General features: G+C 71.4%; 17 protein-coding genes. 9 read left to right on the forward strand and 8 right to left on the reverse strand.

The genetic code is table 11. The features are described 5' to 3' along the window. Positions 1-14 precede the first annotated feature (14 nt). From OG299_RS07820 to OG299_RS07840, 5 genes are all read right to left on the reverse strand, one after another. Positions 15-3,038: an alpha-mannosidase gene (locus OG299_RS07820; RefSeq protein WP_327361025.1), complete on the reverse strand. Its 3,024-nt coding sequence runs from the start codon at positions 3,036-3,038 to the stop codon at positions 15-17. 58 nt (positions 3,039-3,096) lie between these two features. Continuing rightward, positions 3,097-3,927 carry a carbohydrate ABC transporter permease gene (locus OG299_RS07825; RefSeq protein WP_327361026.1) on the reverse strand — a complete coding sequence of 277 codons (831 nt, stop codon included), beginning with the start codon at positions 3,925-3,927 and terminating at the stop codon, positions 3,097-3,099. After that, the gene (locus OG299_RS07830) at positions 3,924-4,859 is read right to left on the reverse strand and encodes a carbohydrate ABC transporter permease (protein WP_406513164.1); all 936 of its coding nucleotides are present in this window, start codon (positions 4,857-4,859) and stop codon (positions 3,924-3,926) included. Before OG299_RS07830 ends, OG299_RS07825 begins: the two co-directional genes overlap by 4 nt. Next, positions 4,856-6,190, reverse strand: coding sequence for an ABC transporter substrate-binding protein (locus OG299_RS07835; protein WP_327361027.1), 1,335 nt, complete (start codon positions 6,188-6,190; stop codon positions 4,856-4,858). Before OG299_RS07835 ends, OG299_RS07830 begins: the two co-directional genes overlap by 4 nt. Positions 6,191-6,486: 296 nt before the next feature. Beyond that, positions 6,487-6,636 (reverse strand): hypothetical protein, encoded by a 150-nt coding sequence (locus OG299_RS07840; protein WP_327361028.1) that lies wholly within the window; start codon positions 6,634-6,636, stop codon positions 6,487-6,489. Positions 6,637-6,814: 178 nt separating this feature from the next. On the opposite strand from OG299_RS07840, the gene OG299_RS07845 reads away from it, so the two are divergent. After that, on the forward strand, positions 6,815-7,291 hold the full coding sequence (locus OG299_RS07845) for a universal stress protein (protein WP_266635263.1): 477 nt from the start codon (positions 6,815-6,817) through the stop codon (positions 7,289-7,291). Between the two features lie 12 nt (positions 7,292-7,303). Here OG299_RS07845 and OG299_RS07850 read toward each other — a convergent pair whose 3' ends face one another. From OG299_RS07850 to OG299_RS07860, 3 genes are all read right to left on the reverse strand, one after another. After that, positions 7,304-7,801 (reverse strand): hypothetical protein, encoded by a 498-nt coding sequence (locus tag OG299_RS07850; protein WP_266635262.1) that lies wholly within the window; start codon positions 7,799-7,801, stop codon positions 7,304-7,306. Between the two features lie 100 nt (positions 7,802-7,901). After that, positions 7,902-8,837 (reverse strand): serine/threonine dehydratase, encoded by a 936-nt coding sequence (locus tag OG299_RS07855; RefSeq protein WP_327364478.1) that lies wholly within the window; start codon positions 8,835-8,837, stop codon positions 7,902-7,904. A 56-nt stretch (positions 8,838-8,893) separates the two neighbouring features. Beyond that, on the reverse strand, positions 8,894-9,538 hold the full coding sequence (locus OG299_RS07860) for a TetR family transcriptional regulator (RefSeq protein WP_266635261.1): 645 nt from the start codon (positions 9,536-9,538) through the stop codon (positions 8,894-8,896). A 178-nt stretch (positions 9,539-9,716) separates the two neighbouring features. Here OG299_RS07860 and OG299_RS07865 point away from each other — a divergent pair, with 178 nt between their 5' ends. The 8 genes from OG299_RS07865 (at position 9,717) to OG299_RS07900 (ending at position 22,652) form a co-directional block, all read left to right on the forward strand. After that, the gene (locus OG299_RS07865) at positions 9,717-11,399 is read left to right on the forward strand and encodes a ricin-type beta-trefoil lectin domain protein (protein ID WP_327361030.1); all 1,683 of its coding nucleotides are present in this window, start codon (positions 9,717-9,719) and stop codon (positions 11,397-11,399) included. Positions 11,400-11,584: 185 nt separating this feature from the next. After that, entirely contained in the window at positions 11,585-13,906 is a 2,322-nt protein-coding gene (locus OG299_RS07870; protein ID WP_327361031.1) for an alpha-N-acetylglucosaminidase, read from the forward strand. A gap of 221 nt (positions 13,907-14,127) precedes the next feature. Next, positions 14,128-14,517, forward strand: a complete 390-nt coding sequence (locus tag OG299_RS07875) for a hypothetical protein (RefSeq protein ID WP_327361032.1) — start codon at positions 14,128-14,130, stop codon at positions 14,515-14,517. Next, positions 14,510-15,544, forward strand: a complete 1,035-nt coding sequence (locus tag OG299_RS07880) for a polyprenyl synthetase family protein (RefSeq protein WP_266635257.1) — start codon at positions 14,510-14,512, stop codon at positions 15,542-15,544. The genes OG299_RS07875 and OG299_RS07880 overlap by 8 nt, the downstream gene beginning before the upstream one ends. Positions 15,545-15,715: 171 nt before the next feature. Then, complete coding sequence (locus OG299_RS07885) at positions 15,716-16,897, forward strand: oxygenase MpaB family protein (RefSeq protein ID WP_266635256.1); 1,182 nt, start codon at positions 15,716-15,718, stop codon at positions 16,895-16,897. A 141-nt stretch (positions 16,898-17,038) separates the two neighbouring features. After that, positions 17,039-18,643 (forward strand): molybdopterin-dependent oxidoreductase, encoded by a 1,605-nt coding sequence (locus tag OG299_RS07890; protein ID WP_327361033.1) that lies wholly within the window; start codon positions 17,039-17,041, stop codon positions 18,641-18,643. A gap of 135 nt (positions 18,644-18,778) precedes the next feature. Next, entirely contained in the window at positions 18,779-21,127 is a 2,349-nt protein-coding gene (locus tag OG299_RS07895) for a CHAT domain-containing protein (protein WP_327361034.1), read from the forward strand. Then, positions 21,120-22,652, forward strand: a complete 1,533-nt coding sequence (locus OG299_RS07900) for an esterase/lipase family protein (protein ID WP_327361035.1) — start codon at positions 21,120-21,122, stop codon at positions 22,650-22,652. Before OG299_RS07895 ends, OG299_RS07900 begins: the two co-directional genes overlap by 8 nt. Positions 22,653-22,656 lie beyond the last annotated feature (4 nt).

Genomic DNA, 22,656 nt, shown 5'->3' on the forward strand with positions numbered 1-22,656 from the left:
CCCGCCCCGGCCGGTCAGGCGCGGTGGAGGCGGACCGTGACGATCTGGAAGGGGCGCAGGGTGAGCGCGACCGCGCCGTCCGCCGCGGGAGCAGCGACTGCCGGACCCGGCAGCGGCCGTTCCAGGAGGTCGGTTTCGAACGCCTCCGCGATCCGGAAATCCGCCTTCAGGGACGCCGTCGCGCGGCCTCCGCGGGATTCGTAGAGGCGGACGATCACGTCGCCGCTGCGGTCCTCGGCCAGTTTGACCGCCTCGACCACCACCGCGTCGTTGTCCACGGCCAGCAGCGGGGCCACCGGGGCCGCCCCGTGGACCACCCGCTCCGGGAGGTTCAGCGCGTGGCCCTCGCGCACCGCGTCCCCGATCCCCGCGCCCGGTGCGAGGGAGACCCGCAGGGTGTGGGAGCCCTGGTCGGTCTCCGGGTCGGGGTAGCGCGGGGCCCGCAGGAGGGAGAGTCGGACCGTGGTGGTCTGGCCCCCGTCCGGCCGCACGTCGCGGGTCACGTCGTGGCCGTACGTGGAGTCGTTGAGGATCGCCGTCCCCCATCCCGGCTCCTCCACGTGGATCCACCGGTGCGCGCAGATCTCGAACTTGGCGGCCTCCCACGAGGTGTTGGTGTGGGTCGCCCGGTACACGTGCCCGAACTGGGTCTCCGAGGCGGACCGTTCGGCCTTCACGTCGAGCGGGAAGGCGGCCTTCAGGAACTTCTCCGTCTCGTGCCACTCCACCTCCGTGACCAGGTCCACCGTCTTGGCCCCGGCCCGCAGGGTGATCGACTGGACCGCCGTCGAGCGGCCGAAGGAGCGGGCGACGCGGACGGTCACCGCGTCCGGGCCGGCCTCGGCCACCTCCAGCGCGTCCAGCTCGACCAGGTCGGTCACGCTGTTGCGGTAGAACGCGTCGATGTCCCACGCGTCCCACATGTTCGGGAAGTCGGGGTGGATCTGGAGCAGGTTCCCGGCCCGCCCCGGGGCCAGCGCCTCCCGGCGCGCCTCCAGGTCGTACGCCGACACGATCAGCCCGCGGCCGTCGATCTCCACCAGCAGCCGCCCGTTGGCGAGGACGTGCCCCCCGCCGTGCCGCTCCTCGACGGTGACGGGCTGCGCCGCCCCCTGCGGCAGGCCCGCGCCGCCCGCCGGGACACCGCGCCGGGCGTGCGGCGCGCAGTTGAAGACGAGCTCCGCCGTGCCCTTCCCCGCCAGGGCCAGCTGCGCCGCCAGGGTGATCCCGCGCAGCTCCTCGCGTGCGGCCGCGTACGTCGCGCGCGCCTCCCGGTGCACCCAGGCGATGGACGATCCGGGCAGGATGTCGTGGAACTGGTGCAGCAGCACGGTCTTCCAGATCCGCTCCAGGTCCTCGTACGGGTACCCGTACCCCGGCACCCGGACCGCGGCGCTCGCCGCCCACAACTCGGCCTCGCGCAGCAGCGATTCGCTGTGCCGGTTGCCCTGCTTGGTCTTGGCCTGCGAGGTGTAGGTGCCGCGGTGCAGCTCCAGGTACAGCTCGCCGGCCCAGACGGGCGCGTCCGCGTACTCGGCGTGCGCCTTCTCGAAGAAGGCGTCGGGCCGCTCGACCTCCACGCGCGGGGACCCTTCGAGGTCCCGCTGCCGCCGGGCCCGGGCCAGGTGTTCGCGGGTGGGGCCGCCGCCGCCGTCGCCCCAGCCGAAGGGGGCCAGAGAGCGTGAACCCCAGCCCTTTTCCTGGTAGTTGCGGGCCGCGTGGGCGAGCTGGGCGCCGCCGAGGTCGCTGTTGTAGGTGTCGACGGGCGGGAAGTGGGTGAAGACGCGGGTGCCGTCGATGCCCTCCCACCAGAAGGTGTGGTGCGGGAACTTGTTCACCTGCGACCAGGAGATCTTCTGCGTCAGGAACCACTTCGAACCGGAGAGCTTGACGATCTGCGGCATCGCGGCGGTGTACCCGAAGGAGTCGGGCAGCCAGACGTTGCGGGTCTCGATGCCGAACTCGTCCAGGAAGAACTTCTTCCCGTACAGGAACTGGCGGGCCATGGCCTCGCCGCCGACCATGTTGGTGTCGGACTCCACCCACATGCCGCCGACGGGTACGAACTGCCCGTCCGCGATCTTCTTCTTGATCCGCTCGAAGAGCTCGGGCCGGTGGGTCTTGATCCAGTCGAGCTGCTGCGCCTGCGACATGGCGAAGACGAACTCGGGGTGCGCGTCCATCAGGTTGACCATGTTGGACGCGGTCCGGGAGACCTTGCGGACCGTCTCGCGCAGCGGCCACAGCCAGGCGGAGTCGATGTGGGCGTGGCCGACCGCGCTGATCCGGTGCGCGGAGGCGTTGGCGGGAGCGGCGAGCACCCCGGCGAGCCGCGCGCGGGCGGCGGCCGCCGTCCCGGGGACGTCGCCCGGGTCCACCGCGTCGAGGGCGGCGTCGAGGGCGCGCAGGATCTCGTACCGGCGGGCGTCGGCCTCGCCGAGCTGCAGCATGAGGTCGTGGAGGACCTCCAGGTCCTGGACGAGTTCCCAGACCTCGGTCTCGAAGACGGCGAGGTCCATCCGGGCGAGCCGGTACAGGGTCTGGTTGCCGCTGGTCTGCCGGTCGCCCTCGTACGTCACGCAGTGGTCGACCAGGACCGGGTTGGAGGCCGCCTCGACGTACCACTCGACCTGCTCGCCGCCGGCCGCCGAGTCGGTGACGCGCACCCAGTCGTTGTACGGGTTGAGGGCCTTGACCTCGCTTCCGTCGGCCCGGTGGACGAGTCCCTCGCACTGGAAGCCGGGCATCATCCGGTCGAAGCCGAGGTCGAGGACGGCCTCGACCGTACGGCCCGCCCAGTCGGCCGGGACGGTGCCGGTGACCTTGAACCAGGTGGTGCCCCAGGCCGGGCCCCACGTCTCGCCGATCGCGCAGGGCCCGTACGGGGCCGCCAGACCCTCGGCGACCGGCACGGGTTCGCCCGGGGCCTCCCAGCGCCCGATCTCCAGCGGGACCGGCCGCGAGTGGACGGCGGGCTTGATGCGCTCCTTGAGGACCCGGCGCAGGCGGTGTTCGGTGATGCTGCGGTCGTCGTGCATGACGGCTGCTCCAAGGGAGGGAGGGTTCGTATGACGGCAGGTCGTGTGGCGGCGGGACTCAGGTCTTGACGGCTCCCTCGCCCACTCCCTTGAAGAAGAAACGCTGGAGGGCGAAGAAGAGCAGCATCATCGGGAGGAGCGCCGCCATCGCGCCGGCGGCGATGATCCGCTGGTCGTTGGTGGTGCTGGCGCCGGCCAGGGTCTTCAGGCCGAGCTGGAGCGTGTAGTGGTCGCTGTTGGTGAGGACCAGCAGGGGCCAGAGGAAGTCGTCCCAGGCGCCCATGAAACTGGTGATGCAGACGACGGCCAGGGCCCCCTTGGCGGCGGGGAGGAAGAGCCGGGTGAACCGGTTCCACTCGTCGGCGCCGTCCAGGACCGCGGACTCCTCCACCTCCTTGGGCACGGCGAGGAACGCCGAGCGCATGATCATGATGTTGAGGACGGAGACCGCGCCGGGGAGCCACACGCCGACGAGGGTGTCGACCAGGCCCATCTCGCGGACGGTCAGGAACATCGAGATCATCACGGACTCGAAGGGGAACATGAGGGTGGCCACGAGCACCGTGAAGACGCTCTTGCGGCCCTTCCACCCGGCCCGGGACAGGGCGTACCCGCCCATCGCGGCGAACAGCATGTTCGAGGTGATCGCGAGGACGGCCACCACCAGGGTGTTGCCGACGTACTGGAGCAGCGGGAACGAGTCGGCGACGAGGACGTAGTTGTCGAGGGTGGGCTGCGAGGGAAGCACACCGTCGTACACGTTCTCGGTACGGCCGCGGATCGAGGTCAGGAACTGCCAGACGATCGGGCCGAGCATCACGACGAGCATCACGACCAGCGTGGTGTACCGGACGGCGAGCCCGAGTCGCCCGCGGGGCGCGGTGGTCAACTCTCGTCCCCCTTCGACAGGCGGCGGCCCAGCAGGCTGAAGACCAGGGTCAGCAGGAACAGCAGGATCGAGAGGGCGGAGGCGTAGCCGGTCTCGCCGGAGAAGCCGAGGCCGACCTGCCGGATGAGGAAGGGCAGCGTGCGGGCGCCGCCGCCGGGGCCGCCGCTCTCGCCGCCGAGGATGTAGATCTCGGTGAAGACGCGCAGCGCGGAGATGGCGGAGAGCGTGCCGACCAGCAGCATCATCGGCTTCACCTGGGGGACGGTGATGCTGAAGAAGCGGCGCACCGGGCCGGCCCCGTCGAGGGCCGCCGCCTCGTACAGCGAGGCCGGCACGTTCCCGAGGGCGGCGAGGTAGAACACCATGTAGTAGCCGAGGCCCTTCCACACGGTCACGATCATCGCGGAGACGAGCAGCATGGTGCTGTCCGTCAGGAACGGGATCGGTTCCGAGACGAGGCTCAGCTTCCGGAACACGGTGTTGACGAGCCCGTCGCTGCGCAGCACCCACTGCCAGATCAGGCCGACGACCACGGCCGAGGCGATCACCGGGGTGTAGAAGGCGGAGCGGAAGAACCCGATGCCGGGTATCTCCGCCTGGACGAGCACGGCCAAGGCCAGCGGGAGGAGGACCAGGCACGGTACGACGACCACGAGGTACAGGACGCTGTTGCCGGTGGCGGTCCAGAAGTCGGGGTCGGCGAAGGCGCGGGTGTAGTTGTCGAAGCCGACGAACGTGCCGCCGCGCAGGATCTGGGCGTCGGTGAAGGAGAGGATGACGGTGTTGACGAACGGCCAGAGGCTGAACAGCGCCACCATCAGCAGGCCGGGGGCGAGGAAGAGGTAGGGGGTCCACCACCTGCGGTGGACCAGCCCGGTCTCGACCTCCATGGCCGCGAGGGCCTTGCGGCGCCGTCCGGCGGCGGGCGTCATTTCTGCGCCGACTTGGCGAGCAGCTGGTTCGCCTCCTCCTGGGCCTTGCGCACGGCCGTCTTCGGGTCCTGCTCGCCCTGGATCGCCTTCTGCATCTCGCGGACGACCGCGTCGCCGACCTGGTTCGTCCACTGGACGGGGGTGTTGGCGTCGAGTGCGGCACTCTTCAGCTGCTCGGCGCCGATCGCGCGGGCGACCGTCTCGGCGTCCCTGCCGTCGCCCCGGTCCGCGAAGCGCGGATCGGCCAGGCCCCGGGCGTTGGACGGGTAGATGGTCGCGTTCTTGGAGAACTCCACCTGGTTGGGGCCGTTGGTGACCCACTTGGCGAACTCGCTCGCCGCGTCGAGGTGTTTGGTGTCCTTCTTGATGCCGAGCGACTGGGCGTAGATGCCGATGTGGCCGAGCTTGCCGGTGACGGCCCCCGCGACCTGCGTGCCGGCGTAGATCTGCGGGGCGTTCTGCTTGATGTCCTTGACGAAGCCCGGGGAGCCGGGTCCGAAGACGAGCTTGCCGCCGCCGTAGAGCTGGTTGATGTCGTCGGACTTGAGGAGGGACTCCTTGGGCATGGCGCCCTTGGCGTACAGGTCCTTCATCCGTTCGACCCACTCGACGGCCTTGGGGGTGTCGAAGACGAACCGGTCCTGCTGCTCGTTCAGGATCGGCACGCCCATCTTCTGCCAGTCCCCGGGCAGCCGGCCCTTGGGGTCGGCCATGAAGGCGGAGTACCGGCCGCCCGACGCCGCGGCGATCTTGTCTGCGTAGTCGAAGAACTGCTCGACGCTGGTCGGCGGTTGTGCGGGGTCCAGGCCGGACTTCTCGAAGAGCTCCTTGTTGTACGTGAGGATCTCCGGGGTCACGTACCAGGGATACGCGTACACGCCGTCGCCCTTCCCCGGGAGCTTGAACTGCTCCCAGGACCCGGGGACGTACTCCTTGGCGACCTCGGGGTCGAGCCCCGCGACGTCGGCGAGCAGGCCGCGGTCGCCGAGGAGCTGGAAGGAGTCGGTGGACAGGTTGACCACGTCGGGGAGGGCTCCGGCCTGGGCGTCGGCGACGAGCTTCTCGTTGTAGCCGTCGCCGGGCACGTCCTCCCATCTGACCTTGGCCTCGGGGTACTTCTTCTCGAAGGCGTCGATGACGCCTTGGACGTACGCCGTGAACTTGGGCTTGAGCTGGAGGGTGCGGAAGGTGATCTCGCCGGCCACCTTGCCGCTCTTCTTCGCCTCCGGCACCTCTGCGGCGCCCCCGCTCACTCCGCAGGCGCAGACCGAGAGGAGCGTGCCGGCCACGAGCGTGGCGATGGCTGTACGGGTCGCGTTCGAACGGGTCATCGTCGCCACCTTCAGGGGAGTTCCGGCCTCACTGCCGGAGCGCGCAGCCCACGCTGACCCCACATCTCGATCGCGTCAATGCGGCCAATGTCCCGATGGGCGGGTACCCGTAGGTCCCACATTGCGACACCAGGCCGACAGGCAGAGGAAAGTCGCGGAGTCAACACCGCAGCGACCTGCACTAATGCGCTTTAGTTCTTAACCGGTCCGAGGTGATATCGATTCCATAACAACCTGTTCTGACGTCAGATGTTGACTCTTTAAGGCTGGTTCGAGAAGCGACGCACTAATGCGGTTTACCTAGCGGCCCTGCCGTCCGGTTCGAGCAGGGTCTTCCCGGCGGCATCGACGACCTTCCCCACCCCGAAGACCACTGCCGCAACGGCCGCGATGCCGAGCACCAGCACCACTCCGCAGCCGATCAGACAGCCCTTGCGCTGTGCCACGTCCGTTCCTCCGTACCTTGCCGGTCCTCGCTGTCACCCAGATCTTCGGGGGCCACGGGGACCGTGCGCCGTCCTCCAAAGTCTTCGGTGCCCGCAACGATCGTCGTTCGAGGTCGGACCCCCTCATCCGTGTATACAAGAGGAGAGGACGATACGGACGAAACGAGAGGAACCCATCGTGAGCGAGACCATCGAGCCTCTGATCGTCGTCGGCGTGGACGGTTCGAACCACTCCAAGGAGGCCCTGCGCTGGGCCGTTGCCCAGGCCAAGGCCATCGGCGGGCGGGTGCACGCCGTCATGAGCTGGGAGTGGAACACCAATCCGTTCGCCCTGGGCCCGGGCACGGGCGCGGATGCGGGCGCGGGCGCGCCGGGCGATCCGGTCGGCGCCGAGGAGACGGCCCGCCAGAAGCTCGCGGACACCGTGGCCTCGGCCGTCGGCACCTCGCCCGGCGTTCCCCTCTTCCGCCGGGTCGAACAGGGTTCGCCGGCCCAGGTGCTGGTGGACGCCTCCAAGGAGGCGGACCTGACGGTGGTCGGCACCCGGGGCTACGGCGGTTTCAAGGGGGCCCTGCTCGGCTCGGTGAGCCAGCAGGTGGTGCAGTACGCGGCGAGCACCGTGGTCGTCGTACGCGAGGGCGCGGACGAAGACTGAGCCTCCACCAACCTACGAAAGTCGTTTGTATTCGGGCCGGCCGTGCGCCAGAAGCCGGGCTTCGGCCGTGACCTCGGCATCGAGCTGGGCGAACGCCCTGTCCCCGTACTTGACGATGTCGTACTCGTCATCAAGCTCGGCAAGGCGCTCCGCCAGTGGCAGTTGATGACCGAACCGCTGGTGGATTCGCAAGGCAAGGTCTCGCGGTGTCAGCTTGCCCGCCAGCAGCTGGTGGGCGAGCGCGCGCACGGCAGCTTCCTGCCCGGCCTCGCTGTCGCGCGGGTAGAACACGAGGTCCAGCTCGGCGAGTACGACGGGAAGCAGGTGCGGCACGTCGTAATCCGCCTCGGCGCGTGTGTATCCGGCCAGAATGCGGAGTGCCGGGCTGTCGAGTCCGGCAACGAGTGCTGCGCAGGCGGCCTCAACGACATCGTGCGCGCGGGCCTCGCCGATACTCCAGAGAACGGCGAGATCCTGCAGGTCATCGGCTGCTGCTTCGATCGGGGACACCCCCGCATGATCCCCCGCACGGGTGATCCCGTCGAGCATGTTTCGACCCGGCGCCTTCAGGTTGGCGGGGGCTCGCTGACGCCCGGCGCCTCCGCGACCGTCAGTTTCCGGGGGGTGTCAGGTCCGCGGGGTCGGTGTTCGCGCCGCACAGGACGACGGCCACCCGCTCGCCCAGCGGCTCGGGCGAAGTCCGGACGGCCGCCAGGGCCGTGGCCGCGCCCGCCTCCACCACGATCCGGTGCTCCTCCCACAGTGCGCGCCGGGCTGCGGTGATCGCCGCGTCCGGGACCAGGACGGACCGTACGTTCTCCTCCTGAGCGGCGGCCAGCGCAGCAGCCGAGACGCGGGTGGCGCCCAGCGAGTCGGCCGCGACCGAGTCCACGGCCACGTCGACGAGCCAGCCCGCCTCCAAGGCCGCGTTCAGGGCCCGGCAGTTCTCCGGCTCGGCCGCGACGACCCGTACGCCGTGCTCGCGCGCCGCGGCGGCGACACCGGCGAACAGTCCGCCGCCGCCGACCGCGACGACCACGGTGTCCAGACCGGGCAGCGCGGCCCGGATCTCGTCCAGCAGGGTGCCCGCGCCCGCCGCGATGAGCGGGTGGTCGTACGCGTGGCTGCTCAGGGCGCCGCTGGCCGCCGCGAACTCCTCGCACGCGGCCAGCGCTTCGGCGTACCGGTCGCCGACGAGCCGTACGTCGGCGCCGTAGCCGCGCAGCCGCTCCACCTTCACGCGGGGCGCGTTGGCGGGCAGGAAGACCGTGGCGGGGACGGACTGCGCGCGGGCCGCCCAGGCGCAGGCGAGGCCCGCGTTGCCGCCGGAGGCGATGGTGACGCCCGCGTCCGGGAGGGTGCCCGCCTCGCGGTGCGCGGCCAGGAAGTTGCGGGCGCCGCGGGCCTTGAAGGACCCGGTGTGCTGGAGGTACTCCAGCGCGTACCAGAGGCCCTCGGCGGCCGGCACCACCGCGACCGGGCGGACCGAGCCGGCCGTCCGGTCGGCGGCGGCGCGTACGGCGGCGTAGTCGAGCTGCTGTTCCATGACGTCCATCACGGGGTCCCTTCGGGCTTCGCGCTTCGCGCTTCGGGCTTCGGGCTTCAGGCGGCGGCAGGCCGGTTGGCCTCGATCAGCTGGCGCAGTGCGCCGTAGTACACCTCGTGGTCGGTCAGGGCCGGCAGTACGTCGGCCAGCCCGCCCGAGAGCACGGGGAACCGCTCCGGATCCAGCGCGGCGAGGGCCGCCCGCGAGGCGGCGGTGGCTCCGGCCGGATCCCGGTGGTCCACGAAGGCGGCGCTGCCGAGGGTGAGCAGGTACATGCGGCGGTAGGCGGTCATCGCCTCGGCGGCGGTCATCCCGGCGGCCACGCTGTCGGCGAGCGCGGGCTCGACCAGCCGGGCCAGCAGCCGGCGGCCGAGCCAGGGGCGGCCCCCGCGGAGCACCAGCAGCCCGGGGTGGGCGGTGAGCAGCCGGTAGAGGGCGGTGAACCGCAGCTCGGTGGCCTCGGCCCAGCCGGTCCCGGCCGGGATCTCGGGCAGTTGCCCGGCGAGGTGCTCGGTGCACAGGTCGAGCAGTCCGGCGAGGTCGGTGCAGCGGCGCTGGACGGTGGCGTGGGAGACCTCGAGCCGGTCGGCCAGAGCGCGGAAGCTCAGCGCGTTCGGCCCCTCCTCGTCGAGGAGGCGCAGGGCGGCGGCAGCGATCGCATCGGGCGTCGCGCGGTCCAGGGCGGCTGATCTCCTCGGCATGAGATACACCGTATCAGACAATGGAACATACGACGTATCGCCACCATCCCTCCCCGATCGTGTGACGTCGACTACGGCCATATTGCTGGTCATTGAGACATAACCATCGACTTATGTTGACAGCGGGTAGTCGCACCGCTGCACTGAGCGCACTGCAGCCCCACCTCAAGGAGTCTCCGTGCCGCCTCGCCTGCGTGCGTCGCTCCCCTGCCTGACCGCGGCCGCCCTGCTCGCCCTCTGCCTCGCCCCCGCCCCCGCGGCGGCCGAGCCCTACGCGACCTCGGACAGCCCGCTCGCGCTCACCCCGCCCATGGGCTGGAACAACTGGGCGCACTACATGTGCGACATCGACGAGGCCAAGGTGGTCGCGAACGCCGACGCACTGGTGTCCAGGGGCCTCGCCGCCAAGGGCTACGACACGGTGACCGTCGACGACTGCTGGATGACCAAGAGCCGGGACGCGGACGGCAGCCTGGTCGTCGACACGCAGAAGTTCCCGCACGGCATGGCCTGGCTCGGCGAGTACCTGCACGACAAGGGCCTGAAGTTCGGCATCTACGAGGACGCGGGCTCCCTCACCTGCGAGCGCCACCCCGGCAGCGGCTCCCCCGACGGCGGCGGCCCGGACCACTACGCCCAGGACGCCCGGCAGTTCGCGTCGTGGAAGGTCGACTACGTCAAGATGGACGGCTGCAACCTGTGGGTGCCGCCCGGGAAGACGAAGGAGCAGGCGTACCGCGACGCGTACAACGCCGTCTCCGAAGGCCTGCGCGCGAGCGGCCGCGCCATGGTCCTCTCGGCCTCCGCCCCCGCCTACTTCCAGCAGGGCGAGTGGGGCGGCTCCGACTGGCACAAGGTCCTCGGCTGGGTCGGCGAGACCGGCCAGCTGTGGCGCGAGGGCAAGGACATCAAGGTCTACAACGCGACCGCCCCGGCAACCTCCCGGTGGAGCTCGGTGCTGGGCAACTACGGCTACAACCGCTGGCTCGGCCGGTACGCGGGCCCCGGCAACTGGAACGACCCCGATTTCCTCATCGCGGGCGCCCCCGGGCTCACCGAGGCCGAGAGCCGCAGCCAGGTGGGCCTGTGGGCGATGATGGCGGCCCCGTTCATCCTGTCCTCCGACGTCTCGAAGCTCACCCCGGCCGGGCTGGCCGCCCTGGGCAACACCGACCTGATCGCGCTGGACCAGGACCCGATGGGCCGCCAGGGCGCGGTGCTCTCCGCCAACGCCACCTTCGAGGTGCTGGCCCGGCCGCTGGCCAACGGCGACCGCGCCGTCGCCGTGCTCAACCGGTCCGGCAGCACCCGGGACATCTCCGTACCGCTCTCCGACATCGGGCTGTACTCCTGCACGGTCGACGCCAAGGACCTGTGGAGCGGCAAGAGCACCGAGGTCTCGACCTCCCTGACCGGGAAGCTGGCCGCGCACGACACGGCGGTCTTCCGGCTCACCCCGCACGAGGGGTGCGCCGAGGCCCGGCCTACCGGGCAGATCACCGGGAACGGCGCCCAGTGCGCGGACGGGGTCAACACCACCGGGGTGGGCGCGGTGGTCCTTTCGCCGTGCACCGCGGCCGCGGACCAGCGCTGGGTCCTCGGATCCGACGCGAGCGTACGCCTGACCGGCAAATGCCTGTCGGCGAGCGAGGAAGGCCTCGTGGAACTGGCCGCCTGCGCGCCCGGGGAGCCGGGCCGGCACTGGACGCACCGCCGGGACGGAGCCCTCGTCGAGGACCTGAGCGGGCTGTGCCTGACGGCCCCCGCCGCGGCCGCCACCCCGGACGCCCCGGCCGAGCGGCTGCGGCTGGCCGAGTGCGGCGAGCACCGGGTCGACCAGGCCTGGTCCCTGCCGGTCTGACGACCCGCCGGGCCGCCGTCGGGAGCCGACCCGGACGGCAGCCCGACGGCGGCCCCGCTCTCGCAGCGGGCCACCGGCCCATGACGCAGCACGCCGCACGACCAGACCGGACCGGACCCGCGGGCCCGGCACGGGACGGGGCCCGGATCAGACCCGGACCAGACCACGGAACGGTGACTCATCGGATGACGAACTCCCCGCCCCGGCGCCGGCGGCGCGCACAGCTGCGCCACCGGGTCGCCCTCGCCACCCTGGCGGCCCTGCTCGGCGCCGGCTCCCCCGCACTGGCCGGCCCGGCCGGCCCGGCCGGCGCGTCGGCCCCCGCACCGAACCATGCGCGCGGGGCAGCGGCACACCAAGGCTCCCCCGGCGCGCCGGAGTCCCGGGCCTTCGACGCCGGGCCCGCGCGGGCGGCGCTGGAGCGGCTGCTGCCGCGCCACGCAGCCCAGTTCACCCTCGTACCCGATCCGGCCGCCGGCGCCGACCGGTTCACCGTGTCCGGCTCGGCAGGCGCGATCACCGTGCGCGGGTCCACCGGGGCCACCCTGCTCACCGGCGTCGGCTGGTACCTCCAGCACGTCGCCGGGGCCGACATCGGCTGGCCCGGCGACAGCATCGGCATGCTGCCCGCGCGGCTGCCCGCCGTGCCCGCGCCGGTCACCCGCAGCGCGCTCGTCCCGCACCGTTACGCTCTCAACGACACCGACGACGGCTACTCGGGCCCGTACCGCACCTTCGAGCAGCACCAGCGGCAGATCGACCTGCTCGCCCTGCATGGCATCAACGAGGTGTTCGTACAGGCCGGCGCCGAGTACCCCTACTACCGGGCGCTCCAGGGCTTCGGCTACTCCGCCGCCGAGCTGCGCGAGTGGATCCCCGGCCCCGGCCACCAGAGCTGGTGGCTGCTGCAGAACCTGAGCGGCTTCGGCGGCCCGGTCTCCGAGCGGCTGATGCAGGAGCGCGCCGAGCTCGGCGGGCGGATCGCCGAGCAGCTGCGCGGGCTCGGCATGACCCCGGTGCTGCCCGGCTACTTCGGCACGGTGCCGCCGGGGTTCGCCGCCCGCAACCCGGGCGGGACGACGGTGGCGCAGGGCGACTGGGCGGGCTTCGACCGGCCCGACTGGCTGGAGCCGTCCTCGCCGGTGTTCGGGAAGCTGGCCGCCGCGTACTACGCGGAGCAGCGCGCCGTGTTCGGGGACAGCACGATGTACCGGATGAGCCCGCTGCACGAGGGCGGGAAAGCGGGCGGCGTCGACGTGAAAGCGGCCGCCGGCGCCGTCCAGTCGGCGCTGCACGCCGCGCATCCGGGCGCTATGTGGGCGGTGCTGGGCTGGCAGGACAGCCCGAAGGCGGAGCTGCTCGCCGGGTTGGACACCTCGAAGCTGCTGATCCTCGACGGGCTGTCCGACCGCTACAACCGCCTGGACCGCGAGGCGCGCTGGGGCGGGGCCCCGTACGCGATGGGCACGATCCACAACTTCGGCGGGCACACCACGATCGGCGCCAACACCTCCGTGTGGATCGAGCGGTTCGGCCCCTGGCGGGCCAAGGCCGGCAGCGCGCTGAAGGGCATCGCCTACCTGCCGGAGGCCACCGGCACCAACCCGGCCGCGTTCGACCTGTTCACCGATCTCGCCTGGGAGCCCGGGACGATCGACCAGCGCAAGTGGTTCGCCGATTTCGCGGGCCGCCGGTACGGACGGCCCGACAAGGAGGCCGCGGCCGCCTGGGAGGAGCTGCGCACCGGCCCGTACAGCACCTCCTCGGGCCTGTGGTCGGAGTCCCAGGACAGCCTGTTCACCGCCCGGCCCGGCCTGACCGCGGCGGGGGCGGCGTACTGGAGCCCCAAGTCGATGCGCTACCCGGCCGATTCCGTCCGCCGGGCCCTGGACCACCTGCTCAAGGTGGATCCGAAGCTCCGCGGCTCCAGTGCCTACCGCTTCGACCTGGTGGACACCGCCCGGCAGGCCCTCGCCAACCACTCGCGGGTGCTGCTGCCGAAGATCAAGGCGGCCTACGAGGCCAGGGACCTGACCCGGTTCCGCGAGCTGACCGGCCAATGGGCGGACGGGGAGCGGAAGTTGGATAAAGTCACCGGCTCCGACCCGAACTTCCTCCTCGGCAACTGGCTCTCCGCGGCCCGCTCCTGGGGCGCCGACGAAGCCGAGCAGGACCGCTACGAGTACGACGCCCGCTCGATCCTGAGCGTGTGGGGCCGGCGCAGCACCAGCGAGGGCGGCTTCCTGCACGACTACGCGAACCGCGAATGGAGCGGGCTGATCGGGGAGTTGTACGCGCCCCGCTGGGCGGCCTACTTCGAGACGCTCGAGGAGTCGCTGGTCCGGCGGGCGGCGCCCCGGGAGATCGACTGGCACGCGTACGAGGAAGACTGGGCCCGGCGCACCACCCGGCACCCGAGCGGGGCGAACGGCCCGAGCGGGGATCCGCACGGCCTGGCCACGGCCGTCGCCGCGGCGCTGAAGTCCTGGGAGGGGGCCGTCCGCTGACCTTCTACACCACCCGGCGCGGCGGCGGTCGGATCATGCGCTGATCATCACCCGCCCGTGGGAATCCCGGTGCTCGTGCGAGGGAGAAACCCTCCTGCGGTTCGACGCGCGGCACGGCACTCGGTTGACTGTCCGGAACGATCAGGGGCGGCCGTCGGAGCATCCGGCGGCCGCCCCTTCCGACGCCGCGACGGCCTGACGCCAGCAGGAGTGCACCGCGCATGTCCCAGACCGGACACGAACGGCCCGGGCAGCCCGGGCATCCCGCACGGCCCGGGCCTGAGGGCGCCGCGCAGGACGATGCCCCGCCCGCCGGGGACCACGAGCCCACCGACGACCGCAAGCCCGCCGTGACCCTGGAGCTGCTGACGCTCCTCGCCGCCGGGGTCGCCGATCTGGCCCTCGACCAGTTACGGCAGTCCGCCGACCGGGCCCAGGACGTACTGCGCCGCCCCGACCTGCGGGACCTGCTCACGGACGGGGTCGTGGAACTGCGCAAGCGCGGCGAGCTGGCCACCCGCAGGTCGGGCGCGGGAGCGGAGAACCACCTGGAGACCATGGCCCGGCGGGCCGCCGAGCGGGTCGCCGGCGAGGGCCACCCCCGTGCATGACCACACCGGCTTCAAGGAGCGCATCGACGAGGTGCTGGTCCGGCTGGCCGACGAGGAGGAGCAGGCACTGCTCGGGCTGCACGTCGAACTCTTCCCGCTGTCCGAGCAGTTGCGCCGCTCGCTGGCGAGCGGGAAGCGGATCCGGGCCGCGTACCTGTACTGGGGCTGGCGGGCGGCGGGGCAGCCCGACTGCGAGGGCGTGATCCGGGCCGCGGCCGCGATGGAGCTCGTCCACGCCGCCGCCTGCACCCACGACGACATCATCGACGACAGCCGGATGCGGCACGGCCGGCTCACCGCGCACGCCGCCTTCGCCGCCGCCGGGCAGCGCTCCACCGCCCTCGCGATGATCCTCGGCGACCTTCTGATGGGGTACGCCGGACACGTCTTCAGCTCCTGCGGACTGCCCGGCGCCTACCTGGCCCGGACCGTCCCCCTCTGGGCCACCCTGCTGCGCGAGACGATGGCGGGCGAGTTCCTGGAGGTGCTGCGCACCCGGGCCCAGCCGGCCCGGGAGCCGCAGGTCGCGGAGTCGTTGGAGGTGGCCCGCTTCAAGACGGCCAAGTACACCGTCGAGCGGCCGCTGCACCTGGGCGCCACCCTCGGCGGGGGCTCCCGCGCCCTGCTGGACGCCTTCTCCGCGTACGGGCTCCCGCTCGGCGAGGCCTTCCAGCTGCGCGACGACCTGCTGGGCACCTTCGGTGACCCGGCCAGGACCGGGAAATCGAACGTGGACGACCTGCGGGACGGCAAACCGACCGCGCTGCTCGCCCTGACCGTTGCGGCGGCCGGCGCCGACGACCGGCGGCTGCTCGCCAAGCTGGTCGGCCGGCCCGACCTCGGCGGCGAAGAGGCCGCGGCCGTACGCGAGTTGATGGAGCGCTGCGGGGCCCGGCAGCAGGTCGAGGACATGATCCGGGAGCGCATCGCCCGGGCCGCCGCCGCGCTGGACGCCGTACCGATGCCCGCGGAGGCGCGGTCCGCGCTGTGCGAGCTCGCCGGAACCGCGGCCGAGCGCTCGCTGTAGCCGCGGGCGGCGCCCGGCCCACGGCCGCCGGCCTCCCGGCCCGCTCCGGCCGCCGGATCCCGTACCCGCACCCCCGCCCCCACTCGCATACCCGCGTGCCGCGTACCCGCCGTACCCGCGGGCCCTCTCGCGCCCCCTCGCGCACCCGAACAGACGAGAAGGACCAGTGAAGTGACCACCGCCAACACCGCCTCGCCACGCCCCCGTTACGACGACGCCGCCCTCGACGCCCTGTCCGCCCAGGGTGATCCGCTCGCCGACGAGACCGTCGCCGCGCTGTTCCACCGGGGCGAGGTGGGCGACTTCAACACGCTCATGCGGTTCTTCACCACCGCCGGGGACCCGCTCCCCGAGCGTCTCCCGGCCTCCGCGCGCGCCTATTTCGAGGCCACCGCCGTGCCCCCGGCCTGGGTCGACTGGGACGTCATGGAACAGGCCCGGCTGTTCTTCATGGACAACGCCGCCCACATCAACACCGGCCTGTCCTTCGCCGCGATGCCCGTCAGCTACGCCGTCCCCCGGATGGCCCGGCTGCTCTCCTCGACGCACTCGCTCGCGTACCCCTCCCGGCGGATGGCCAACACCGGCCAGTTCGTCACGTACCTCATGCGGACCGACTCCTTCGCCGAGGGCAGCAAGTTCATCCCGGCCGCGCAGAAGGTCCGGCTGCTGCACGCGGCGGTACGCCACCACCTGCGCCACGGCGGCCACTGGGACGTCGAGCGGGACGGCCTGCCCATCTGCCAGGAGGACATGATCGCCGGGCAGACCTTCTTCTCGCTGCTGGTGCTCGACGCCATGCACCGGCTCGGCATCCACATGAGCGAGGAGGGCGCGGAGGCGTACTACTACGCCTGGCGGGTCGTGGCCGCCCTGCTGGGCTGCGACATGTCGGCCGTACCCGAAAACCTCACCGAGGCCCGCGCGTACTGCGACCTCTACCTGCTGCGCCATCTCGGCCCCTCCCCGGAGGGCGTCGGCCTCAACGCACAGCTGCTGCGGCTGTACGAGGACGTGGTCCCCGGCACGCTCTTCGACCCCGTGGTCCCGGCCACCGTCCGCTACCTGGTCGGCGACACCATCGGCGACTGGCTGGAGATCCCGCGCAGCCCGTGGGACTCGGCGGCCAAGGCCGTCCCCGTGTTCCTGGGGTTGCTGGAGACCCTCGAGGACAGCAGCCCCCTCGCGGAGTGGGCGCTCGACAAGGCGGGCTCGCTGCTCGCCGGCTTCGAGCTGTCCGCGCTGACCCGGGGCCGGGTCATGCACCACGCCATCCCGGCGGAGCTGAAGGCGGAGTACGGGGTGAAGGCGCCGCGCACCGGCCGCTGGGTGCCGCCGGCGCCGGTGCACTGAGCCCTGAGCACTGAGCACTGACCCGAACGGGGCCGAACGGGCGGGGCCGGGCGCAGGCCCGCCGGGGTCGGAGTGACACTGGAACCGGCGGGCGGGTCCCCTCCCGTACCGGCACCCGGCTTCGCGGCGGACGGTGACTGCATGACCCGTGTGAAGGCAGACCAGGGGCGACGGCGCCGCATCCTGGGCGGCGCCGTCTGCGGGCTGGTCGCCGCCTGCGCGGGACTGGCGCTGGCGGAGCTGGCTTCGGCGGCCGTCCGGCCGGAGTCCTCCCCGATCACCGCGGTCGGCGGCGCCGTCGTCGACCGTACGCCGGTCGGCGTCAAGGAATGGGCGATCCGGGAGTTCGGCACCGCCGACAAACTGCTGCTGGCCCTCGGGATCACCGTCGTGCTGGGTGCGGTCGCCGCCCTGGCCGGGGTGCTCGCCGTACGGCACCTGCCCGCCGGGATCGCGCTCGCCGGCGGCTTCGGGCTGGTCGGGGCGCTGGCCGCGCTCAGCCGGCCGGAGGCGACCTGGCGCGATGCGCTGCCGTCGCTGGTGGGCGGGCTGGCCGCTGCCGGGGTGCTGTACCTGCTGGTCCGCGCGCTGACCGGGCCCCGCCCGGTGGGCGCGCCGCCGGGCGGGGCCTGGTCGATGGACCGGCGCGGCTTCGGCCGACTGGTCGCCGCGACCCTCGCGGCCTCGGCCGGGATCGGGTACGCGGGGCGCCGGCTCGGCGCGTACGGCTCGGCGGGGGCCACGGCCTCCCGGGCGGATCTGGTCCTGCCGGAGCCGGCCGTGCCCGCGCCGCCCGTCCCGCCCGGCGCGGACCTGCGGGTACCCGGCATCTCCCGGTTCATCACGCCCAACCGGGACTTCTACCGGGTGGACACCGCACTGGTCGTCCCCCGGGTGGACGCGGACACCTGGCGGCTGCGCATCCACGGGGACGGCGTCTCCCACCCGCTCGAATTCGGGCTGCGCGATCTGCTGGCCCGCCCGCTCGTCGAGCACGACATCACCCTCTGCTGCGTGTCGAACGAGGTCGGGGGCCCGTACGCGGGCAATGCCCGCTGGCTCGGCGTGCGCCTGGCCGACCTGCTGCGCGAGGCGGGGGTCCGGCCGCCCTCGCAGGGAGGTCCGGCGGACCAGCTGGTGGCGCGGTCGGTGGACGGGATGACGATCGGCTCGCCCGTCGAGACGGTCATGGACGGCCGGGACGCGCTGCTGGCCGTCGGGATGAACGGCGAGCCGCTGCCCTTCGCGCACGGGTTCCCCGTACGGATGGTCGTACCGGGCCTGTACGGGTACGTCTCGGCGTGCAAGTGGCTGCGCGAGCTGCAGCTGACGACGTTCGCGGCGTACGACGCGTACTGGGTGCGCCGGTCCTGGGCTCAGCAGGCCCCGGTCAAGACGCAGTCCCGGATCGACACCCCGCGCCCGTCCGCCGAACCGGAGGAGGGCCGGGTGGCGGTGGCCGGGGTGGCGTGGGCGCAGCACCGCGGGATTTCCCGGGTCGAGGTACGGGTAGACGCGGGCCCGTGGCACGAGGCCCGGCTGGGGGCCGCGGACGGCAACGACACCTGGCGGCAGTGGGTGTGGGAGTGGGAGGCGGCCCCCGGGCGGCACACCCTGGAGGTCCGCGCCACGGACGGCACGGGCGCCGTCCAGACGGGCGTGCGCACCGGGACCGTCCCCGACGGGGCGACCGGGTGGCACTCGGTGTCGGTGCGTGTCCGGTCCCGCAACAGAACCACCCCCTGACAGGCACCACCCCCCGACAATTATCACTCTACGCTATTTCATGTTACTCTAAGTATCCAAAGCGGCCTTGGCGGGTAGACCGGAGGCTTTCCTATGTCGGGTGGGTCGGACCGCCTCGTCGACACCAGCGATGTCATGCCCCTTCTGGAAATCGCCAGGCAGGATGAGGATGATCGACTGCGAACCGCGGCGCTCGCCGCGTCTGCTCTGCTCCCCTTGGATGAAACCGCAGCCAAGCACGTAGCGGAGCTGGTCCTCAAACATGGCCGTGCGGAGGGCGGGCCGCCCGACTCCTTGATCAAGGCGGCCGGAAACCTTCCAGAGGTCCAGGCCCTGTTGGACCGATGGGTCCAGGAGGACTGCTCAGCACGCCGGGATGCCGCGGAGCGCGCCCTCGCCGACGCGCGGATCCTGCCGATGGCGGTGGCGAACGGCCTCATGGACGGCGAGGGCTTCCCGGCGGACCTCTCGGGCCTCGGCACCCTCTCCGAGGCGGGAGCCCGGGATCTCCTCTCGTCGCTGGTGGCCACCCTTGCTCGGACCGTGGACGCCGACGACCGGACACTGGAGTCGGCCACCGATCGACTGAAGATGGTCGTCCAGGCGCTGCCCGGGACCGCAGCAGCAAAGCTTCCCGTGCTCAAAGGGCCTGTCCGTGAAACGCGGGCGGCTTGGCTCGGCGCCCTGATGACCCTGGTCCAGCCCGCCGCTGTGCTTGCGGTCGTCTACCGGCAGCTCGACACCGATGACGCGAGCAAGCGGCTCGACACCCTACGGCGACTGGTGAATGCGGCACCCCATATCAGCAGGCCTCCGGCTGACTGGCCGTCGCCCTCCTCCCGCCCTGACGAACGAGCCGGCCTCGTCGACCTCGCGGATCTGACGGTGTCGCCCCGGCGGCCGAAGCGCGGGAAGCGACAGGAGATGGGCGACGGCGAAGGCGCATCTGCCACGCCCGACAGCCGCCGGGCTTACGCGCGATTGGACGCGCCCGAGCGAGTCGCTCCGAACGAGGTCCTGCACTTGCTTGTCGGGCTGGCCCCGGAGCCCTCGCCCAAAGTGATCCAGCCGACCCCGTTCATCGTCCCGAGCGGAAAGTACCACTTGAGCGTTCAGCTCATCGCCCCCGGCTTCACCGTGCTGGGGGGATCCTCGCTCAATCTCCCCATGGAGGTGAGCCCCGACGATCCGTTTCCCTACCAGTTGGTACGGCTGAGGGCAGAGGACCATCCGGACCTCGCTCCGGACCGGGTCGTCACCGCCGTGTTCTCCGTCGACGAGAGCATGATCGGGGTGGCGTATCGGACGGTTCTGGTCGGCGAGGGCAGTCAGCGGGCAGCTGCCGAACCGGACTCGCCGACTGCCGCCGGCACCACCTGGGTGCTGCCCAACGACCCTGAAACACAGCCCGACTTGGAGATCGTCATCGCACCGGGCAACGACGCGCTGTGCCAAGAGGTGTCGTGGTTCTACCGCTCCCCGCACCGCTCGGTAGTTCCTCCTGTCATCATTCCGCGCAGGCCACTCGAGGGCGAGGGCGACTGGGCTCGCGTGATGATGCGTGGCGTACAGGACCACAGCACCGCCGTTGACCTCACCCTCTTCCTGAACGGCATCGGCGACATCGTGAGCGAGGCGGTGCCGGAGGAAGTGTGGGAAGCCCTCTACACGGTGGCGGACCTGTCGAGGCCGCCGACCGTGCTGCTCGCCACCTGGGATCCGTACGTGCCCTGGGAGCTCGCCCTGGTGCCGCGCCCATGGGACAGCACGATTCCCAAACACCTCGGCGCACAGGCGGTCGTCGGCCGCTGGACGTACCGCGATCGGCACCGCACGGCAGCGCCGCCGGCCCGGATGCGGGCGCGGGGGATGGCCGTGGTGAGCGGTGAATACGCGACGAACAGGCTTGTCGAAGCGGAAGCCGAGGCCTCACAACTCTGTGCTCACTACAAGGCGGAGCCGGTGGAGGCGCTGACCGAACCCGTCCTGAATCGCCTCAGACAATCCCCGAGCCCGGACATCCTGCACTTTTCCGTACACGGAAAATTCGATGTCGGCGGCACGCAAGACGGAATCAAGATGACTGATGGCACGTTCCTCAGCCCTCTCTCCGTGCGTGGTCTCCGGTCCGAAAAGAAATTGGATCAGGTCGATCTCGTCTTCCTCAACGCATGCCAGCTCGCACAGGGTCAGCGGATGCTCGGCTCATACGCGGGCATGGTGGCATCGTTCCTCCACATCGGCGTCGGGGCGGCCATCGCGCCGCTGTGGAACGTCGACGACGGCGTCGCCCGGACGTTCGCCGAAGGGTTCTACCAGGCCGTGTTGATGGACGGCACAGCACCCGCCGAGTACGTGAGGCAACAGCGAGCCGGGACCCGGGACGCATCCGGGGCGGCAGCCTCCACTCCCCTCGCCTACCTGTTCTTCGGCCATCCACGGCTGACCATCGATTGGGAACCACAAGGAGCTGACGATGCCTGACATCGAAAGAGACGAGCGAATCGAACTCGACTACGGCGTCGTTCTTCAGTCCTCGAACGTGAGCGGACACATCGCATCGGTGCGGCGGTGGTACGAAACGGCCGGAACCGTACGGGAGGCAGCACCCGTCGCGCTGCCGGAACAGCTGGCCGCTGACAACGTCCCCACCGAGGCCGCACAACTGCTCGGGACGCTCGCCCAGGAGGCCGGGATGCGCCCGATCCTGACCCTCACCCTCACTGATCTGTCCGTTGCTGCCCGCCCGGACGGACAGCAACGGGGCGATGCGAACCCCCCGTACCTCGAAGTTGAGGTGCCCGCGCCCGGGGAGGACGAGGGGCAGGTCGTGCTGGAGACCGACGCAACCGGACTGGTGCGCTGGGTGGTCTCCGAGACCGCGGCACAGGGGCAGGGCACGGACAGGGCCGACGCGGTACAGACGTTCAGGATCAGCGTTGCGGAGTTCGACGTCGGGACGACGATCGAGCAGAACCGGGGGTGGACCGGATTCGGCGTCCGCAAAGTCATCCATCTGCTCCGCTTCCCAATCGAGAGGGCGGCCGGCCGGGTGGCCGAGTTCGCGATGGGCCGTTGGGAGAATCAACACCGCCCCTATGGACTGCGGCTGACGAGCCCAGGCAATTTCCTCGACCCGACAGCTGGTGAACCGGTGACAGCTGGCCGGCTGGCCGAATTGGCCGACCGGCCCTTCCTGCTGTTCGTCCACGGCATCTTCAGCCGATGCCACACGGGATTTCACGGCATCGGCGAGGACCTGGACCTCCTGGGCGAGCTTCATCGGCGCTACCAGGACCGCGTCCTGGTTTTCGACCACCCAACCGTGCACGTGGATCCGGCCGACAACGTCCGGTGGCTTCTGTCGCAGCTCCCCGCCGACCGGACGCTCACACTCGACCTCGTCACCCACTCACGAGGCGGGCTCGTGGCTCGTCAACTGGGTCAGCCCACCTTCGCCCGGGACGGAGGCCCGCCCGTTCCCGCTATCCGCACTCTCATCCACGTCGCAACCCCCAACTCAGGTACCGTGCTTGCCGACCGGAAACGACTCGGCGATCTGCTCGACGTCTGCACTAACCTGCTCTCACTTTTCCCCGACGAAGTGGTGAGCAGCTCGCTCGAAGTGATCCTGGAAGTCGTCAAACACTGCGCCACCGGTGTGCTCCACGGACTCGGCGGTGTGGCCGCGATGGATCCAGCTTCCCCGACGCTGAAGGAACTGAACTCGGCTGCGGTTCCGAAGGGCGGAAGGGTCCACGCGATGACGTCCGATTTCAAGCCGGCCGAGGAGGCAGGCGTGGCGATCCGGGCGCTCAACGTATTGGTCGACAGCCTGTTCGGCACCAAGAACGACCTGGTCGTGCCGACCGAGGGGGTGCATCGCGCGGGTTCCTACGTCGTGACCGACCCGCTGGTGATCCCCTCGACGAGCGCAGTGGCACACACCCACTTCTTCCGGAAGGCCCAGGTGCGCAGGCAACTCGCCCGGTGGCTGCCGGAAGACTGACGCA

It is taken from the genome of Streptomyces sp. NBC_01296, assembly GCF_035984415.1.
GTDB lineage: Bacteria > Actinomycetota > Actinomycetes > Streptomycetales > Streptomycetaceae > Streptomyces.

Coding starts and splice junctions, on each gene's coding strand:
- OG299_RS07820 (WP_327361025.1), bottom strand. CDS start 3,038: ATGCACGACGACCGCAGCATCACCGAACACCGCCTGCGCCGGGTCCTC.
- OG299_RS07830 (WP_406513164.1), bottom strand. CDS start 4,859: ATGACGCCCGCCGCCGGACGGCGCCGCAAGGCCCTCGCGGCCATGGAG.
- OG299_RS07835 (WP_327361027.1), bottom strand. CDS start 6,190: ATGACCCGTTCGAACGCGACCCGTACAGCCATCGCCACGCTCGTGGCC.
- OG299_RS07855 (WP_327364478.1), bottom strand. CDS start 8,837: ATGGAACAGCAGCTCGACTACGCCGCCGTACGCGCCGCCGCCGACCGG.
- OG299_RS07860 (WP_266635261.1), bottom strand. CDS start 9,538: ATGCCGAGGAGATCAGCCGCCCTGGACCGCGCGACGCCCGATGCGATC.
- OG299_RS07870 (WP_327361031.1), top strand. CDS start 11,585: ATGACGAACTCCCCGCCCCGGCGCCGGCGGCGCGCACAGCTGCGCCAC.
- OG299_RS07875 (WP_327361032.1), top strand. CDS start 14,128: ATGTCCCAGACCGGACACGAACGGCCCGGGCAGCCCGGGCATCCCGCA.
- OG299_RS07890 (WP_327361033.1), top strand. CDS start 17,039: ATGACCCGTGTGAAGGCAGACCAGGGGCGACGGCGCCGCATCCTGGGC.
- OG299_RS07895 (WP_327361034.1), top strand. CDS start 18,779: ATGCCCCTTCTGGAAATCGCCAGGCAGGATGAGGATGATCGACTGCGA.
- OG299_RS07900 (WP_327361035.1), top strand. CDS start 21,120: ATGCCTGACATCGAAAGAGACGAGCGAATCGAACTCGACTACGGCGTC.